Raw genomic sequence first — 17566 nt, 5'->3', positions numbered from 1 at the left:
CCGCATCTCTTCTCCTGTGGGAGCGACGGAAGTCGCGACTGCGCGGTGTCCGGTCGTCGCGGCTCCCGGCGGCGGCATGCCGCCCGCATAAGCCCCACTACACTCCCCACAAAAGCCCCGCAGATCCCGCTGCGTCAGTCCTCGGTCGCCGGTTCGTTGAGCACCGCCCAGAAGCGGCCGAGGGTGCGCACGGCCTCGAAGAAGCGGTCCGCGTCGACCGGCTTGACCACGTACGCGTTCACGCCCAGGTCCCAGCTGCGGGCCAAGTCGCTCTCCTCGCGCGAGGACGACAGGATCACCACCGGCAGCCGCCTGAGGTGCGGGTCGTTGCGCAGTTCGGTCAACACCTCCAGCCCGTCCATGCGCGGCATCTTGATGTCCAGCAGCAGCACCGCCGGCAGGCCTTCCTCGCGGTCGGCGTGGCGGCCGCGCCGCCGCAGGTAGTCCAGCACCTCCACGCCGTCCTCGACGTGCACGATGGGATTGGCCAGGCGTGCCTCGCGCAGGGCGTCGATCGTCATTTCGGCGTCGTTCGGGCTGTCCTCGGCCAGCAGGATGGTGCGGATCTCGGTCATGTCGGAGTCCCAGCAAGAGCGGGCGCGTCGCCCGCGGCGGAAAGGATGAAATGGAAGGTGGCGCCTTCGCCGGGCGCGGCCTCGGCCCAGATGCGCCCGCCGTGGCGGCCCAGCACCCGGCGCACGCTGGCCAGGCCGATCCCGGTGCCGGGAAACTCGTCGGCCGCGTGCAGGCGCTGGAACACGCCGAACAGCTTGTCCGCGTACTTCATGTCGAAACCGGCGCCGTTGTCGCGCACGTGGAAGCGGTGGCCGCCGTCGTCGTCGCGCACGCAGCCGACCTCGATCACCGCCGGTTCGCGGCCGCGGCTGTACTTGACCGCGTTGCCGAGCAGGTTCAGCCACACCTGGCGCAGCATGTTCTCGTCGCCGGTCACCACCGGCAGCGGGCCGATGCGCCATTCGATGCGGTGGCCGGGGCTGTCGGCGGCATTGTTGGCGTCGAGCATCGCGCGAGTTTCCGCCACCAGCGACTGCATGTCGACCAGCTGCAACCGCAGCGCGCTGCGGCCCAGGCGAGAGTACACCAGCAGGTCGTCGATCAGCGCCGACATGCGCCCGGCCGAGCCGATCATCACCTCCAGGTAGTGCCGGCCCTTGTCGTCGACGGCGTCGCCCAGGTGCCGCTCCAGCTTGCCGCCGAAGCCGGCGATGTGCCGCAGGGGCGCGCGCAGGTCGTGCGAGACAGAATAGCTGAAGGCCTCCAGCTCCCGGTTCACGTCCGACACCTGTTCCACCTTGCCCTGCAACTGGCGGTTGAGCTCGTGGATCCGCTGCTCGCTGGCCTTCTGCAGGCTGATGTCGCTCACGGTGACCAGCACCACCGCGTCGGCGCTGTCGGGCAGCGGCATGCGCCGCGCGTTGATCAGCATCGTGCGCTCGACGCCGTCCACCGTAAGTTGCCGCTGCTCGTGGTCCCACAGTTCGCGCCCGCGGGTCAGCACGTCGGACAGGCGGCGCAGGATCTCGCCCTTCTCCCACGCGCCGCCGCCGATCGCGGGGAGCGGGCGATCCAGGATGTCCTCCTCCACGCCGTAGAGCTCGGCGAAGGCGGCGTTGTGCATCACCACCCGCATCCCGCCGTCGACCAGCACGATCGGTTCGCGCACCGTATCCAGCACCACCGCGGCGCGGGCGCTGGCGCGCGTTGCGGTGCGCTCGGCGTCCATGCGGCGTCCCAGTTGGCGCGCGGAGAACCAGAGCACGCCGCCGAGCAGCAGCAGCTGCGCGACCATCGCCGTCCAGCTCGCCATCGTCGCGCGCTCGCCGATGCGCTCGGCCCGCGCCTGGCGCGATTCCAGCCGCGCCTGTTCCTCGGCGATGATCTCCTCGATCAGGCGCTGGATCGGATAGTCCGTCACCAGCCGCTCGACGGCCTCGGGCGAGGCGCCGGTCCCGGCGTCGACGATCCGCTCGGCCTGGTGCGCCCGCAGCGCGATGTTCGACTGCAGCCCGCCGATCCGAACCTGCTGGTCGGCGTCGTCGCGGGTCAGGCGCTGCACCTCCAGCACCGTCGGTGCGATCCTTTCGCGGCTCTCGGCGATGCGCGCCCGCACCGATTCATTGTCCACCCCGTTCGCGATCGCCAGCGCGCCCGCTTCCAGGTTGCGCACGTCCGAGGCCAGCGCGTGCATGGCCGCGGCCACGTTGTGGGTATGGGTCACCCGCTGCCAGGCATCGCGGCTGTCCAGCGTCGCCTTGCGCAGCAGCAGGAACGGGGCCACCACGATCAGCACGATCGCCGCGCCCAGCGCGAGCAGCCGCCACTGCGGGAGAGGGTTGTAGCGGATTCTGGAAGACATGGAGGAATGGAACCCTCGGCCGTGAAATCGCGATGTTCGGGACATCGGCACACGGTGCAGGCCCCGCTCCCCGGACGGCGGATCGACGCCGGCGACCGCCGCCGGCGGTCGCGCGCGCCGCGAGGCCGCATGCCTGCGGCGCTGTCTGGTGTCCGCGGAACCGTGCATGATCGACGCGAGGCGTTAAGGCCGCGCGATGACGGCGCCGGCGGCACCGCGGCCGGCGCGGCGCGGCGGCCCCGCCCGCCCGGCACCGCTGTCCCGCGGACAGTCTGGCGAGCCGCCGCCGCCTGCTAGAATCCGGACTCTAAATTCACGATCAATGCGCGGCCAGCGGGCCGCCGCCCGCGGAGCATTTCCCCCACATGAACTGGCTCAACGACGTCCTGCAGAACGATCCCGACCCCACCGAGACCCGCGAATGGGTCGAATCGCTCAAGGCCGTCATCGACGCCGACGGCCCCGGGCGCGCCCACCAGCTGCTCGACAACATGGTCGAGCTCACCCGTCGCGCCGGCGCGCACCTGCCGTTCGCGCCGACCACCGAGTACATCAACACCATCCCGCCGCACCTCGAGCCGCGGATGCCCGGCGATGCGCAGCTGGAATGGCGCATCCGCTCGATCATCCGCTGGAACGCGATGGCCATGGTGGTGCGCGCCAACCGCAAGCCCGGCGACCTCGGCGGCCACATCGCCAGTTTCGCCAGCTCCGCCACCCTGTACGACGTCGGCTTCAACCACTTCTGGCGTGGGCCCGAGGGCGAGCACCCCGGCGACCTGCTGTACGTGCAGGGCCACAGCTCGCCGGGCATCTACGCCCGCTCGTTCCTCGAGGGCCGCTTCGACGAGTCGCAGCTCGACCACTTCCGCATGGAGGTGGACGGCCGCGGCATCAGCTCCTATCCGCACCCGTGGCTGATGCCCGATTACTGGCAGACGCCCACGGTGAGCATGGGCCTGGGCCCGATCGCCGCCATCTACCAGGCGCGCAACTGGAAGTACCTGGAAGCGCGCGGCCTGATCCCCAAGACCGACCGCAAGGTCTGGTGCTTCCTGGGCGACGGCGAGACCGACGAGCCAGAGAGCCTGGGCGCGATCTCGGTGGCCGGGCGCGAGGGCCTGGACAACCTGGTGTTCGTGATCAACTGCAACCTGCAACGCCTGGACGGCCCGGTGCGCGGCAACGGCAAGATCATCCAGGAGCTGGAGGGCGCCTTCCGCGGCGCCGGCTGGAACGTCACCAAGCTGGTCTGGGGCAGCTACTGGGATCCGCTGCTGGCCAAGGACAAGGACGGCATGCTGCGCAAGCTGATGATGGAGACCGTCGACGGCGAGTACCAGAACTGCAAGGCCTTCGGCGGCGCCTACACCCGCGAGCATTTCTTCGGAAAATACCCGGAGACCGCGGAGATGGTGGCCAACCTCTCCGACGACGACATCTGGCGCCTCAACCGCGGCGGCCACGACCCGCACAAAGTCTTCGCCGCCTACGACAACGCGGTCAAGACCAAGGGCCAGCCCACCGTGATCCTGGCCAAGACGGTCAAGGGCTACGGCATGGGCAGCGCCGGCGAGGCGCTCAATCCCACCCACCAGACCAAGAAGCTCGACGACGAGGCCGTGCGCGCGTTCCGCGACCGCTTCAAGATCCCGGTCGGCGACGACCAGCTCAAGGACGGCCAGGTGCCGTTCTACCACCCGGGCGAGAAGTCCGACGAGGTCAACTACCTCAAGGAGCGCCGCAGGCAGCTCGGCGGCTACCTGCCGCAGCGCCGCCGGAAGACCACGCAGCAGCTCAAGGCGCCGAAGCTCGAGGCGTTCGACCGCCTGCTCAAGTCCACCGGCGAGCGCTCCATCAGCACCACCATGGCCTTCGTGCAGGCGCTTGGCATCGTGCTGCGCGACAAGCAGGTGGCCCCGCGGGTGGTGCCGATCGTCGCCGACGAGGCGCGCACCTTCGGCATGGAGGGCATGTTCCGCCAGCTCGGCATCTACGCCCCGCAGGGCCAGAAGTACAAGCCGGTCGACCGCGACCAGCTGATGTACTACCGCGAGGACGCCGCCGGGCAGGTGCTGGAGGAGGGCATCACCGAGGCGGGCGCGTTCTCGTCCTGGCTGGCCGCGGCCACCAGCTACAGCACCAACGACCTGCCGATGCTGCCGTTCTACATCTACTACTCGATGTTCGGCTTCCAGCGCATCGGCGACCTGGCCTGGATGGCCGGCGACATGCGCGCGCGCGGGTTCCTGCTCGGCGCCACCGCCGGCCGCACCACGCTCAACGGCGAGGGCCTGCAGCACGAGGACGGCCACAGCCACCTGCTGGCCGGCGCCATCCCGAACTGCCGCAGCTTCGATCCCACCTTCGGCTACGAGGTCACCGTGATCCTGCAGCACGGCATGCGGCGCATGCTCGAAGAGCAGGTGGACGAGTACTACTACCTCACCCTGATGAACGAGAACTACACCCAGCCGGACATGCCCGAGGGCGCCGCGGAGGGGATCATCAAGGGCATGTACCTGCTCAAGGACGCGGGCAAGCCGAAGAAGGGCGAGCACCGCGTGCAGCTGCTGGGCTCGGGCACCATCCTGCGCGAGGCCATCGCCGCCGCCGAGCTGCTGGACAAGGACTTCGGGGTCACGGCGGACATCTGGTCCTGCCCCAGCTTCAACGAGCTGCGCAGGGACGGCTACGACGCCGAGCGCCACAACCGCTTGAACCCGGAAGCCAAGAAGCCGCGCAAGCCGTACGTCACCGAACTGCTGGAAGGCCGCCAGGGCCCGGCGATCGCCGCCACCGACTACGTGCGCGCCTTCGCCGACCAGATCCGCGCCTTCGTGCCCATGCACTACACCGTGCTCGGCACCGACGGCTTCGGCCGCTCCGACACCCGCGCCAACCTGCGGCGGCACTTCGAGGTCGACCGGTCCTACATCGCGCATGCGGCGATCGAGGCGCTGGCGAAGGACGGGAAGATGACGCCGAAGGACGTCTCGCGGGCGATCAAGCTGTACAAGCTCGATGCGGAGAAGCCGAATCCGGTCGGGGTCTGAGGCCCTGCTGGGGGTGGCACGAAAGGCGGCCTGCGGGCCGCCTTTTTGTCGTTCCGCTTCGTCCTGCGAGGCCGAGGGAACGGAGCCTGCAGCCGAGATCGAGGCAGGCAAGCTCGTCTGGCCGGTCGACCTGGACGCCCTCGCCGGCACGCCCGACTGGGCAAAGCCGCTGCTGGAGGCGGCGCTGTCGATGGGCGAGTAGCAGCGGAGAACCCGAAGCCGCGCCCCCACCGACACGCTTCCCGCCGCCCCTTCGCCCTGGCGGCAGATTCCGTCGCGCAGCACGTTCCGCCCGAAGCTCGTCAGAAGGGCGCGTCGTCGGCGTCCCTCGATGCGTCCCCCGCGGCCGGCGCCCGACTGGCCGTCTTCGCGGCCGCCTTCTTCGCGGTCTTCTTCGTGGCCTTTTTGGCCGCCGCCTTCTTGGCGGTCTTCTTCGCGACCTTCTTCGCCGCCTTCTTGACGGCCTTCTTCGCGGGGGCGGCCTTCTTGGCCGGCGCCTTCTTCGCCGCGGTCTTCTTGCCGAAGCGGCCGCGTGCCGGCTTGCCGGTCTCCTCCATCAGCTTCTGCGCCTCTTCCAGCGTCAGCGAGGCCGGTTCGCGGTCCTTGGGGATCTTGCCGTTGAGCTTGCCGTCGCTCAGGTACGGGCCGTAGCGGCCGTTGAGCACCTGGATGTCGCTGCCCGCGAACTCCTTGATGATGCGGTTGCGGGCGATCTCCTCCTTCTCCTCGATCAGCGCCACCGCGCGCGCCAGGTCGACGGTGTAGGGGTCGTCCTCCTTCTTCAGCGAGGCGTAGACGCTGCCGCGCTTGGCGAACGGGCCGAAGCGGCCGATGCCGACGCTGACCTCCTCGCCCTTGTCCTCGCCCAGCTTGCGCGGCAGCAGGAACAGCTCCAGCGCATCGGCGAGGGTGATGGTGTGCATGCTCTGGCCGGGCCGCAGCGAGGCGAACTTCGGCTTGTCCTCGGCGTCCTCGGCGGTGCTGCCGATCGCGGCGTACGGCCCGTAGCGGCCGAGCCGCACGCTGACCGGCTTGCCGGACTTGGGATCGGTGCCGAGCTCGCGGGCGCCGGTGGCCTGGCTGCGGTCGACCGACTCGATCTTGTCGGCGACCAGATCCTTGAACGGTCCCCAGAACCGCTCCATCAGCGGCACCCATTCCTCCTCGCCGCGCGAGACCGCGTCCAGCTCGTCCTCGAGCTTCGCGGTGAAGTCGTAGTCGACGTAGCGGGTGAAGTGGCTGCTGAGGAACTTGGACACCGCGCGGCCGACGTCGGTCGGGCGGAAGCGGCGGCTCTCCAGTTCCACGTACTTGCGGAACTGCAACGTCTGGATGATCGAGGCATAGGTGGACGGCCGGCCGATGCCGTACTCCTCCAGGGTCTTGACCAGCGAGGCCTCGGAGAAGCGCGGCGGCGGCTCGGTGAAGTGCTGGTTGGCGTTGATGCGTTCCAGCGGCACGCGCTCGCCCGGCTTCATCAGCGGCAGCTTGCGGCCCTCGTCCTCGTCCTCGGCGGCCTTCTGGTCCTTGCCTTCCTCGTACACGGCCAGGAAGCCGGGGAACACCACCGTGGTGCCGCTGGCACGGAAGCTGTGGTCGCTGCCGGCGGCCAGGTCCACCGAGACGGTGTTGAGCGTGGCCGGCACCATCTGGCAGGCGACCGCGCGCTTCCACACCAGCTCGTACAGGCGGCGGCCGTCGTCGTCGAGGTACTTCGCCACCTGCGCCGGCGTGCGCAGCGCCGAGGACGGGCGGATCGCCTCGTGCGCCTCCTGCGCGTTCTTGGACTTGGTCTGGTAGAAGTTCGGCTTGTCCGGCAGCGAGCGGGTGCCGAAGTCGCGGGCGATGACGTCGCGGATCTCGGTCAGCGCATCGGCCGACAGGTTCACCGAGTCGGTACGCATGTAGGTGATCAGGCCGACGGTGCCCTCCTCGCCGATCGCCACGCCCTCGTACAGCTTCTGTGCCACGCGCATGGTGCGGCTGGTGGTGAAGCCGAGCTTGCGCGCGGCCTCCTGCTGCAGGGTCGAGGTGGTGAACGGCGGCGCCGGGCGGCGCTTGCGCTCCTTGCTGACCACGTCGGTGACGTGCAGGGCGCCATTGGCCGCGGCGACGATGCGGGCGCGTGCGTCCTCGGCGGTCTCGCCGTCGGTGATGGTGAACTGCTCGAACTTCTTGCCGTCGAACTTGTTGAGCTTGGCGGTGAAGGCCTGCGACGGGTGCGCGCACTCGGCCTCGATCGACCAGTACTCGCGCGCGACGAAGGCCTCGATCTCCTCCTCGCGCTCGACGATCATGCGCAGCGCCGGAGACTGCACCCGGCCGGCCGACAGGCCGCGCTGCACCTTGCGCCACAACACCGGCGACAGGTTGAAGCCCACCAGATAGTCCAGCGCGCGCCGCGCCTGCTGCGCGTCCACCAGGGGGCCCGCGATCTGCCGCGGGTTGGCCATCGCCTCCTTGATCGCGCGCGGCGTGATCTCGGTGAACACCACGCGGTGCAGGTCCTTGTCCTCGAGCAGGCCGCGTTCCTTCAGGATCTCGACGATGTGCCAGCTGATCGCCTCGCCCTCGCGGTCCGGGTCGGTCGCCAGGTAGATGCCTTCGGCGCCCCTGGCGGCCTTGGCGATCGCCTCGACGTGCTTTTGGTTCTTTTCGATCAGGTCGTAGCGCATGCGGAACCCGTGGTCGGGATCGACCGCGCCCTCCTTGGGCACCAGATCGCGGACATGGCCGTAGGAGGCCAGGACCTGGAAGTCCTTGCCGAGGTATTTGTTGATCGTCTTGGCCTTGGCGGGCGACTCGACGATGAGCAGGTTCTTGGCCATCTGGGGGGTTCCGGGGCGCCGCTTGCCGGCGCCATGAGAGGGGTTTCGCAGACACGGACGCCCGGGGACGGGCCCCGGGCGTTCAGGTTTCACCTTATTACAGGAATCATGCCGAGCCCGGCGCTGTCAAGCGCGAGGCCGTCGCAGGCGGGTATTCTCGCCCGTTTTGGCTCAGGTGGCGAAACGCAGGGCGACTGCCGTCACGGCCAGCAGCAGCAACGCCGCCGCCCCCAGGATCCAGCGCCGGCCGGAACGCGCCGGCGCGACAGGCGCCTCGACCGGCCGGGCGGCGTGAACGGACGCGGCTGCCGGGGCCGATCTCGAACGTCTCGGTGCAGTCGCGCAAGGGGCGCGCCGCGGCAGGATCGTTGCGCCAGAGCGGGGTTTCCAGGCGGATGTGGCCGAACTGGAACAGGCGCACGATGGCGTCGTCCTGATACGGCCCGTAACTCATGCCGCGTTCGTCGGCGTAATGCCACTGCGCCGGTGGCCGGTCGCGTCCTTGCGTGGTTTGCATGCTGTCCATTGCGTTGGAAAGGCGGGAATTGTCGCGATCGCCGCGGCGGGTCCGGTCCCGCCGTAGAGCGGAGCTTGCTCCGCTGCTCCCGGCTCCGGAGCCCGCGCAGCGGAGCAAGCTCCGCTCTACGGGGCAGGCGGGGCGCGCTCAGTGCACCGGTTCGGGCTCGTCGGCGAACATCTGGGTCTCCATCCAGGCGTAGGCGGCCTCGCTGCCGGGCTGGTTGAACAGCACCATCAGCACCACCCACTTGAGGTCGTCCAGGTCGAGCTCGTCCTGGTCCAGCGCCATCGCCCGGTCCAGGACCAGTTCGCGCTGGTCGGCGTCGAGCACGCCATGCTGTTCCAGGAACAGCAGGAATCCACGGCCTTCGATGTCCAGTTTGTCCAACTCCGGGCCGGCGTAGACCCGGGTGGGGCCGTCGCTGCGCGGCGTCGCCGGTCCGGGCCGCTGTTCGGCCAGCGCATCGAGCCAGTCGAAGGCCTTGCTGATCTCGGTCGGGCTGAACCCGGCCTGGAGCAGGCCGGTCTGGAGGGAGTCGCGGTCGCGGAGCAGGTCCGCTTCGTCGGTGAAATAGTGTTCGAACAGGTAGAGCAGGACGTCCAGAATGCTCTCTTTCATTGCCCCCGGCCTGCGCCCTCGGGCGCTTCGTTCAGGATTTGCGGGAATACCGACCGTGTTCGGCCACGACCCGGCCCTCAAGCTCCATGACCAGCAGCATGGAGGACAGCTGGGCCGTCGTCAATCCGGTGCGTTCGACCAACCGATCCATACCGGTTGGGTCATGGCCAAGGGCCTGCCACAAGCGGTGGTAGTCGGGATCGCCGCTGCCCGGCATGTCCGGCAGGGCCCCGGATGGGGCCTCGGACGGGGAGTTGGGGGCGTCCAGGCGCCGGCGCAAGGCCCGCCCCAGTTCGGCGGCCAACGGCGCGAGCGCGGCGATCACCTCGTCGGCGCGCTCCACCAGCGCCGCGCCGTCGCGGATCAGCCGGTGGCAGCCGCGCGCCATCGGGTTGTGGATCGAGCCGGGGACGGCGAACACGTCGCGGCCGGCCTCGCTGGCCTGCCGCGCGGTGATCAGGGCGCCGGAGCGCTGCGCCGCCTCGATCACCAGGGTGCCCAGCGCGAGCCCGGCGATGATGCGGTTGCGGCTGGGGAAATGCTCGCGCAGGGCCCCGGTGCCCGGCGGGTGCTCGCTCACCACCGCGCCGGCCGCGGCGATGCGCGCGTACAGCGCCGCGTTGCTGCGCGGATACGGCAGGTCGATGCCGCTGCCGAGCACCGCCACCGTGGGTCCGCCGGCGGCCAGCGCCGCCTCGTGCGCGGCGGCGTCGATCCCCAGCGCCAGCCCGCTGGTCACGCCCAGCCCCGATCCGGCCAGGGCGCGGGCGAAATCGCGTGCATTGTCGCGGCCGCCGGCGGTCGGCGAGCGGCTGCCGACCACCGCCACCGCCGGGTGCCACAGCAACGCCGGGTCGCCGGCGACGAACAGCGCCAGCGGCGGGTTGGCGGACCGGCGCAGCAGCGGCGGATAGTCGGGGTCGTGCCACCCGAGCAGATGGTGGCCGGGCTGCGCCAGCCAGTCGCGTCCGCGGGCATCGCCCGCGGCGCCCGCGCCGAGCGCGCGAACCTGCGCCTCGTCCAGTCCCGCCGAGCGCCAGGCGCGGGTGCCGGCGTCGAGCGCCGCGCGCGGGGAGCGATGCGCGTCCAGCAGCGCCCGCCGCGGCGCGGCCGGACCGCCGGCGGCGGCCAGCCGCAGCAGGGCCTCCTGGTCGCCGGCGTCGGGTGTCGGGGCGGATGTGGACGTGGCGGTCATCGCCACAGCCTAGTGCGGAAACGGCGACGGCGCCCTAGGGCGCCGTCGCGACCGCTCGTAGGAAATGTCCGAACCCTCTTCGAAGGCGAGAGTGCGGTGCGCAGAGTCGCGCAGGCTGCGCCTCGGGGCGCAAGCGGGACGCGGAAGGCAGGTCGAGATGGGTCCCAGCCTGCGCTGGGACGACGGACCTTTGCCTTTCCCGAGTCCCGCCCTCAGTACGGCGCGTCCGGATGCTTCAGGTGGTAGCCCACACGGGTCGGCTTGATGCTGTCCATCACCAGGGCGTACGCCATCTTGTCGTAGGTGCGGAACACCATGGCGTGCCCGGCGAACTCGTCCGGCAGCCGCACCTTGTTCTCGAAGAACACGGTGTCGGCGTCGCGGTCCTTGCCTTTCTCGACGCGATCGACGGTATTGGTGCCCTCGCGCCAGATCGAGAACACGGTGCCGTTGTCGACACCCTCGCGCGCGCCGATGGAAATGGCGACGACGTCGCGCGGGCCGCCGCTGGTCAGCATGTCGGCGACCGCCAGCACGCGGGCGCGGCCGTACTCGGTCTGCTGTGCCGGCGGGTGCGGGAAGAACTGCAGGTCGTACGGTTGGGCGTCGACCGGAACCAGGCGATCGCCGATGCGGACCTCCCGGCCCTCGTCGTCGAGCAGTATCGTGCTGGCGCCGATGCCGGCCACTTCGCCGCGCGTGACGGTGCCGGCGTTGACCTGCATCAGCTCGTAGCCGAGCACTTCCTTGCCCTTGTCGGGCATCACCACGTCGGCCCAGTACTGCTGGGTGTCCAGCGTGCGGCGGCCGCGGAAGTCCAGGTCCTGCTTGGAGAACGTGTCGCAGCACCAGCCGCTGCGCTGCAGGTGGTGGTAACGGGTGGTCGGGCGCAGGATCGCGAAGCGGTCGCCCGGCTGCGCATCCGCGAGGCCGCGGGCGTACACCACCTGGCCCTGCACCGCGCGCATCCGGTCCTCCTCGAGCCCGACCACGTGGGGCAGGTGCTCGAACGCGTCGACGACGCGCAGGTCCTTCAGGAACGGTTCGATGTCCGACAGCGGAAGCGCATCGATCGGCGCGACTTGCTCGCGCGGCCCCGGCTGCACCGCCACGCGGTCCAGGTAGGCCAGGCTGATCACGTCGCCCGGATAGATCAGGTGCGGATTCTGGATCTGCGGGTTCGCCTGCCAGATCTCCGGCCACAGCCAGGGCCTTTGCAGGAACTTGCCGGCGATGTCCCAGAGGGTATCGCCGCGCTGAACCACGTACGTATCCGGATGATCGCCGCGCACCCCCTGCGCTGCGGCGTATGTCGCGACAGTGAGCAACGCCACGGCGCAAACCGTACGAAGCCCCTGAGAAAGGTGCTGAAGCATGCCAGCCATCTACCCGCTCCCCTTGGGATTTCCCCTTGCAGCCGGGCCACTATAGCCCACATGTACCGGAGCAACGCAAGCCTGGCGGGCGTTACAATGCGGCCTGCGCCCACGGTTGTGATCCACGCCACCTTTTGCCCGCCATGTCCCAGCTCCCGATCCTCGAATTTCCCAACCCGCAGTTGCGCAAGGTCGCCGATCCGGTCGATCCGCAGCGGCTCGCCGAGCCCGCGTTCCAACGCCTGCTCGACGACATGTTCGAGACCATGTACGAGGCGCCCGGCATCGGCCTGGCGGCGCCGCAGGTGGGGACGATGGACCGGTTCATGGTCATCGACGTGACCGAGGGCAAGGACAGCCCGCTGGTGTTCGTCAATCCGCAGATCCGCACCCGCTCCGACGAGCTGCGCGCGCACCAGGAGGGCTGCTTGTCGATTCCCGGCGTGTACGCCGACGTCACCCGCGCCGACGGCATCGAGGTCGAGGCGCTGGACCGCCACGGCAAGGCCTTCGCGCTGCGGGTCGACGGCCTGCTGGCGACCTGCATCCAGCACGAGGTCGACCACCTCGACGGCAAGCTGTTCATCGATTACCTGTCGCCGCTCAAGCGCGAGATGGCGCTGAAGAAGCTCGCGAAGCTGCGCAGGAGCCGTGATTCGTGATTGGTGATTCGCAAGAGCATTAAAGTCGATGAGCACGTACGAGCCGCCTTTACGAATCACCAATCACGAATCACCAATCACGACCCCATGAAAATCGTCTTCGCCGGCACCCCCGAATTCGCCGTGCCGTCGTTGCGCGCGGCGGCGGGCAAGGCCGAGATCGTCGCCGTCTACACGCAACCGGACCGTCCGGCCGGACGCGGGCGGGCGCTGACGCCGTCGCCGGTCAAGCGCGAGGCGCTGGCGCGCGGCTTCGAGGTGCGGCAGCCGGAAAGCCTGCGGACCGCGGCGGCGCGCGAGGCACTGCGTGCGCTCGAGCCGGACCTGATGGTGGTGGTGGCCTATGGCCTGCTGCTGCCGCAGGGCATCCTCGACATTCCCCGTGACGGCTGCTGGAACGTGCACGCCTCGCTGCTGCCGCGCTGGCGCGGCGCGGCGCCGATCCAGCGCGCGATCGAGGCCGGCGACACCGAGACCGGCGTCTGCCTGATGCAGATGGAGAAGGGCCTGGATACCGGCCCGGTGCTGCTGTCGCAGACGCTCGCGATCGGCGAGCACGAGACCGGCGGCCAGCTGCACGACCGCCTTGCCGACCTCGGCGCCCAGGTGCTGGCCGACGGCCTGGGGCTGCTGCGGGCGGGCATCCGTCCGGTCGCGAAGCCGCAACCGGAAGCGGGCGTGACCTACGCGCGCAAGCTCGACAAGGCCGAAGCGCGGCTGGACTGGTCGAAGCCGGCGCAGGCGCTGGCCGACCGCGTGCGCGCGTTCAATCCCTGGCCGATGGCGGAGGGCGAGGTCGCCGGCGAGCGCCTGCGCATCCACGCCGCGATCGCGCTGCCGGCACGGCACCAGGCCGCGCCGGGCACCGTGCTGGCGGCCGGGCGCGACGGCATCGACATCGCCTGTGGCGACGGCGTGCTGCGCATCCGCACCCTGCAGCGCGCCGGCGGCAAGGCGATCACCGCCGCCGACTACCTCAACGCCCGCCGCGAGCTGGCGTCGGCCCGGTGATCGGTCGCGCGCTCCGGTGAGCGTGGCGCCGCGCCTTGCCCTTGCGGAAATGATGGTGAATCCGGTTCTTGTGGGAGCGACGGTTCTTGTGGGAGCGACGGAAGTCGCGACGCCGCGAAGGTGACCTGTCGCGACTTCCGTCGCTCCCACAAGAGCTTCCCCGCCAGCCTCGACCGGGTGCGCGATGATCCTCGACGGACCGGAAGCCCATACTGCAAAGCACCCCGCCGGTGCCCGAAAGAAACGTCCGAGCCATGCCCATCCGCATGAACCCGCATGGAAAATCGCCTCCGGCCGCCGGTTCGGCGCCGCGTGCGCTCGCCGCGCGGATCCTCGACGCGGTGCTGCACCGCGGCCGCTCGCTCCGGGCCGAACTCGCCGCCGCGCTGCCGACGCTCGACGACATCCGCGACCGCGCCCTGGTCGAGGCGATCTGCTTCGCCGCGCTGCGCCAGCGCGCCCGCTACGATGCCGCGCTGGCGGCGTGGCTGGCGAAGCCGCTGGCGGCGCGCGACCGGCCGCTGCGCGCGTTGCTGCACGCCGGCTTCGCCCAGCTCGATCCGCTGGCGCTGCCGGCGCACGCGGCCGTGGCCGCCACGGTCGAGGCCGCGCGCGCGCTCGGGCGCACGCATCAGGCCGGACTGGTCAACGCGCTGCTGCGCCGCGCCCAGCGCGAGGGCCTGCCGGCGGCGGATCCGGCCGCCGCCTGGCCCGATTGGTTGCGCATGCGATTGCAGGCGGAATGGCCGGACGACATCGAAGCGATCGTCGCCGCCAGCGCCGCGCCGGCGCCGCTGTGGTTGCGGGTCAACCGCCGCCAAGGCGATCGCGACGCCTATGCCGCCCGGCTCGAGGAGGCCGGCATCGAAGCCGCCGCGCCCGAAGGACTGGCCGATGCGCTGCGCCTGGCGGAGGCGGTGCCGGTTGCGGCGCTGCCCGGCTTCGCCGAGGGCGCGGTCTCGGTGCAGGACGGCGCCGCGCAGCAGGTCGCCGACGTCCTGGCGCCGGGGCCGGGCGGACGGGTGCTCGATGCCTGCGCGGCGCCCGGCGGCAAGGCCGCGCACCTGCTCGAGCGCGATCCGTCGCTGCGGTTGACCGCGCTCGACGTCGATGCCGCGCGGCTGGGCCGGGTGCACGAGACGCTGGACAGGCTCGGGCTCGCCGCCGACGCGCGGCTGCAGGTCGCCGATGCCGCGGCGCCGGCGCAATGGTGGAACGGCGACCGCTTCGACGCGATCCTTCTCGACGCGCCGTGCTCGGCCACCGGCATCGTCCGTCGGCAGCCGGACGTGCTGCTGCACCGGCGCGCGCGCGATGTCGAAGCGCTGGTCGCGTTGCAGGCGCGGGTGCTCGACGCACTGTGGCCCACGCTCGCGCCCGGCGGCGTGCTGGTCTATGCCACCTGCTCGATCCTGCGCGACGAGAACGCGCGCCAGGTCGCGGCGTTCCTGGCGCGCACGCCGGACGCGCGCGTCGAGGATCCTGGCGACCGCTATGGCCGCGGCGACGGGCCCGGACGGCAGCGGTTGCCGGGCGACGGCGGCATGGACGGCTTCTTCCTGGCGCGGCTGCGGCGCGTGGCCTGAACGGACGCGGCGCGTCGACATCAGTTGTCACGAAACATCAATGTTCCGGCGGACAGACTCCGCCGCCAGCGAGGCCGCATGCGAATCGTCCACGTGCTTCTCACCAAACGTTTTGCCGGAACCGAGCGCCACGTCGTCGAGCTCACGGCGGCGCAGGCCGACGCCGGGCACGAGGTCATCCTGGTCCTGCGCCGCAAGGCGGCGCGCCGGCGTGCCGACGCCATCGCGCACCGCGTCGATCCGCGAGTGCGCGTACTCCTCGTCGGCGACTGGCTGGCACGCTGGCCTGCGGTGCCGATGGCGCGGTGGTGGCTGCGCCGGCTGCGGCCCGACATCGCCCATGCCCATCTCGGTTCGGCCTGCCGCGCGCTGAATGGCGCGCGGATCGGCTGCCCGCGGCTGGCGACGCTCCACATCGGCTACGTGCCGGAGCAGCATGCGCACCTCGACGGACTGGTCGCGATCGCGTCCTGGCAGTTGCCGACGATCCCGCCGCCGCTGCGCGAACGTTCGGTGCAGATCGACAACTGGACCGTGCCGCGTCCGCCGGCCGCCGACGCCCGCGAGCGGCTGCGGGCCGGGATCGGCGTCGGCCCCGACCAGTTCCTGTTCGGCGCGCTGGGTCGGGTCGAGGCCAGCAAGGGCATGGACCTGTTGCTCGAGGCCTTCCATGCCGCCGACCTGCCCGGCGCGCGGCTGGCGATCGTCGGCCAGGGCGAGGCCCGGAACGCGCTGCGCGAGCGCGCCGGTCCGGAAGTGGCGATGCCGGGCTTCGTCGACCGTCCAGAGGACTGGCTGGCGGCGTTCGACTGCTTCGTCAGCCCCGCGCGCGAGGAGCCGTTCGGGCTGGTGCTGCTGGAGGCGATGCAGGCCGGGCTGCCGATCGTCGCCACCGCGACCTCGGGGGCGGTCCACCTGGCACCGCTGATCGGCGCGCCGCTGGTGCCGACCGAGGACGTGCCGGCGCTGTCGCGGGCGCTGGCCGCGGTGCATGCGGCCCGGCCCGGGCGGCGGCACTACGATTTGGACGGCCATCGCGTGCCGGCCAAGGCCGCCGAGCTCGAGCGCTACTACGCGCGGCTGCGCGCGGATTCGGCGGCGGTCACGGCGCCATGACGAAAACCGAATCCCGCCTGGTGTATATCGGACCCCGCATCGGCGCCGGAGGCGCCGCGATCCTGGCCCGTGGAGGTCGAGCGTGTTGAAGATTTCGGTCATCGTCAGTACCTACAACTCCGAGGACTGGCTGGAAAAGGTGCTGTTCGGCTATGCGCGGCAGAGCCACCCGGCGTTCGAGGTGATCGTCGCCGACGACGGCTCGCGCCCGGCGACCGCCGAGTTGATCGCCGACTACGCGACGCGCTACCCGGTGCCGCTGCGGCACGTCTGGCACGAGGACGACGGCTACCGCCGCCAGGAGATCCTCAACAAGGCCATCCCGCTGGCCGCGCACGACTACGTGCTGTTCACCGACGGCGACTGCATCCCGCGCCGCGACTTCGTCGCCACCCATGCGCGGCTGGCCGAGCCCGGGCGCTTCCTGTCCGGCGGCTACTGCAAGCTCGGCATGGAGCTGAGCCGGCGCATCACCCTGGACGACATCGCCGCCGGCCGCTGCTTCGACCTGGGCTGGCTGCGGTCGCACGAGCGCATGAACGGCTCCAACCGGCGCAAGCTCGGCGCCAGCCCGTTCGCGGCCAAGCTGCTCGACGCCATCACCCCCGCCGGCGCGACCTTCAACAACTGCAATTCCTCGGCCTGGAAATCGGACCTGCTGGCGATCAACGGCTACGACGAGCGGATGAAGTACGGTGGCCCGGACCGCGAACTCGGCGAACGCCTGGAGAACTACGGCATCCGCGGCAAGCAGGTCCGGCACAAGGCGGTGTGCGTGCACCTGGATCACGCGCGCGGCTACAAGACCGCGGAATCGGTGCGCGCCAACCTGGCGATCCGCGCCAGGACCCGCGCCGAGAAGCTGGTGTGGACGCCTTACGGCATCATCAAGGACGCGGCGATGGACGCCGCGCAGGCGGCCCGCGACGGCCTGCGGGAGCTCGAGCCCGGCGGGCGCCACGCCTCCAGGCGCCAGGCGATGCGCTGATCTCTCGAGGCAAATCCTCGGCACTCAGGGGCACCACGAGGCGTTGATTTTCGTGCCCCCGCGTCGCCAGCAATGCCCTTTGTGGGAGCGACGGAAGTCGCGACACCGCCACTTCCGCAACGGCAGGCGCGCGGTGTGCCGCGCCCGCAGATACAGCAGCATGCGGACGCGGATCAGCGTGGATGAACACGGATTCGAACGCGCGAACGCAACAACCCTGATTCACCTTGTCC

Annotated in this window: 14 protein-coding genes; 7 read left to right on the top strand and 7 right to left on the bottom strand. The window is 70.6% G+C overall.

Going from position 1 to position 17566, the window contains the following annotated elements:
• Window positions 1-134 precede the first annotated feature (134 nt).
• Both U3649_RS00710 and U3649_RS00705 read right to left on the bottom strand, forming a co-directional pair.
• Window positions 135-575, bottom strand: coding sequence for a response regulator (locus U3649_RS00710; RefSeq protein ID WP_407352988.1), 441 nt, complete (start codon window positions 573-575; stop codon window positions 135-137).
• Window positions 572-2377, bottom strand: a complete 1806-nt coding sequence (locus tag U3649_RS00705) for a sensor histidine kinase (RefSeq protein ID WP_407352987.1) — start codon at window positions 2375-2377, stop codon at window positions 572-574. Before U3649_RS00705 ends, U3649_RS00710 begins: the two co-directional genes overlap by 4 nt.
• Window positions 2378-2742: 365 nt before the next feature.
• Between U3649_RS00705 and aceE the strand changes: the two genes are divergently transcribed.
• Complete coding sequence (gene aceE, locus U3649_RS00700; protein WP_407352986.1) at window positions 2743-5433, top strand: pyruvate dehydrogenase (acetyl-transferring), homodimeric type; 2691 nt, start codon at window positions 2743-2745, stop codon at window positions 5431-5433.
• Between the two features lie 13 nt (window positions 5434-5446).
• Window positions 5447-5635 carry a hypothetical protein gene (locus U3649_RS00695; protein WP_407352985.1) on the top strand — a complete coding sequence of 63 codons (189 nt, stop codon included), beginning with the start codon at window positions 5447-5449 and terminating at the stop codon, window positions 5633-5635.
• 100 nt (window positions 5636-5735) lie between these two features.
• Here U3649_RS00695 and U3649_RS00690 read toward each other — a convergent pair whose 3' ends face one another.
• The 5 genes from U3649_RS00690 to U3649_RS00670 form a co-directional block, all read right to left on the bottom strand.
• Complete coding sequence (locus U3649_RS00690; RefSeq protein ID WP_407352984.1) at window positions 5736-8261, bottom strand: DNA topoisomerase I; 2526 nt, start codon at window positions 8259-8261, stop codon at window positions 5736-5738.
• Window positions 8262-8367: 106 nt separating this feature from the next.
• Window positions 8368-8787, bottom strand: coding sequence for a hypothetical protein (locus U3649_RS00685; RefSeq protein WP_407352983.1), 420 nt, complete (start codon window positions 8785-8787; stop codon window positions 8368-8370).
• A gap of 138 nt (window positions 8788-8925) precedes the next feature.
• Entirely contained in the window at window positions 8926-9399 is a 474-nt protein-coding gene (locus U3649_RS00680; protein ID WP_149194477.1) for a DUF494 family protein, read from the bottom strand.
• A gap of 31 nt (window positions 9400-9430) precedes the next feature.
• The gene (gene dprA / locus U3649_RS00675) at window positions 9431-10594 is read right to left on the bottom strand and encodes a DNA-processing protein DprA (protein WP_407352982.1); all 1164 of its coding nucleotides are present in this window, start codon (window positions 10592-10594) and stop codon (window positions 9431-9433) included.
• 212 nt (window positions 10595-10806) lie between these two features.
• Window positions 10807-11970: a LysM peptidoglycan-binding domain-containing protein gene (locus U3649_RS00670; protein ID WP_407354666.1), complete on the bottom strand. Its 1164-nt coding sequence runs from the start codon at window positions 11968-11970 to the stop codon at window positions 10807-10809.
• 143 nt (window positions 11971-12113) lie between these two features.
• On the opposite strand from U3649_RS00670, the gene def reads away from it, so the two are divergent.
• From def to U3649_RS00645, 5 genes are all read left to right on the top strand, one after another.
• Window positions 12114-12632: a peptide deformylase gene (gene def, locus U3649_RS00665; RefSeq protein ID WP_407352981.1), complete on the top strand. Its 519-nt coding sequence runs from the start codon at window positions 12114-12116 to the stop codon at window positions 12630-12632.
• An 87-nt stretch (window positions 12633-12719) separates the two neighbouring features.
• On the top strand, window positions 12720-13643 hold the full coding sequence (fmt, locus tag U3649_RS00660; protein WP_407352980.1) for a methionyl-tRNA formyltransferase: 924 nt from the start codon (window positions 12720-12722) through the stop codon (window positions 13641-13643).
• A gap of 254 nt (window positions 13644-13897) precedes the next feature.
• Window positions 13898-15229, top strand: coding sequence for a 16S rRNA (cytosine(967)-C(5))-methyltransferase RsmB (gene rsmB, locus U3649_RS00655; protein ID WP_407352979.1), 1332 nt, complete (start codon window positions 13898-13900; stop codon window positions 15227-15229).
• Window positions 15230-15322: 93 nt separating this feature from the next.
• On the top strand, window positions 15323-16345 hold the full coding sequence (locus U3649_RS00650) for a glycosyltransferase (protein WP_407352978.1): 1023 nt from the start codon (window positions 15323-15325) through the stop codon (window positions 16343-16345).
• 82 nt (window positions 16346-16427) lie between these two features.
• Window positions 16428-17333, top strand: coding sequence for a glycosyltransferase family 2 protein (locus U3649_RS00645; protein WP_407352977.1), 906 nt, complete (start codon window positions 16428-16430; stop codon window positions 17331-17333).
• The last annotated feature ends 233 nt before the right edge of the window (window positions 17334-17566 follow it).

This window comes from Luteimonas sp. R10 (genome assembly GCF_045689605.1).
GTDB lineage: Bacteria > Pseudomonadota > Gammaproteobacteria > Xanthomonadales > Xanthomonadaceae > Luteimonas.
Note: the sequence above shows the minus strand (reverse complement) of the source record. Positions and strands in the feature narration are given on the sequence as shown.

Excerpts from the sequence above, each read along its gene's own strand:
- U3649_RS00710 (WP_407352988.1), bottom strand. The coding sequence starts at position 575 with ATGACCGAGATCCGCACCATCCTGCTGGCCGAGGACAGCCCGAACGAC.
- U3649_RS00705 (WP_407352987.1), bottom strand. The coding sequence starts at position 2,377 with ATGTCTTCCAGAATCCGCTACAACCCTCTCCCGCAGTGGCGGCTGCTC.
- aceE (WP_407352986.1), top strand. The coding sequence starts at position 2,743 with ATGAACTGGCTCAACGACGTCCTGCAGAACGATCCCGACCCCACCGAG.
- U3649_RS00690 (WP_407352984.1), bottom strand. The coding sequence starts at position 8,261 with ATGGCCAAGAACCTGCTCATCGTCGAGTCGCCCGCCAAGGCCAAGACG.
- U3649_RS00685 (WP_407352983.1), bottom strand. The coding sequence starts at position 8,787 with ATGGACAGCATGCAAACCACGCAAGGACGCGACCGGCCACCGGCGCAG.
- U3649_RS00680 (WP_149194477.1), bottom strand. The coding sequence starts at position 9,399 with ATGAAAGAGAGCATTCTGGACGTCCTGCTCTACCTGTTCGAACACTAT.
- dprA (WP_407352982.1), bottom strand. The coding sequence starts at position 10,594 with ATGACCGCCACGTCCACATCCGCCCCGACACCCGACGCCGGCGACCAG.
- U3649_RS00670 (WP_407354666.1), bottom strand. The coding sequence starts at position 11,970 with ATGCTTCAGCACCTTTCTCAGGGGCTTCGTACGGTTTGCGCCGTGGCG.
- def (WP_407352981.1), top strand. The coding sequence starts at position 12,114 with ATGTCCCAGCTCCCGATCCTCGAATTTCCCAACCCGCAGTTGCGCAAG.
- fmt (WP_407352980.1), top strand. The coding sequence starts at position 12,720 with ATGAAAATCGTCTTCGCCGGCACCCCCGAATTCGCCGTGCCGTCGTTG.
- rsmB (WP_407352979.1), top strand. The coding sequence starts at position 13,898 with ATGCCCATCCGCATGAACCCGCATGGAAAATCGCCTCCGGCCGCCGGT.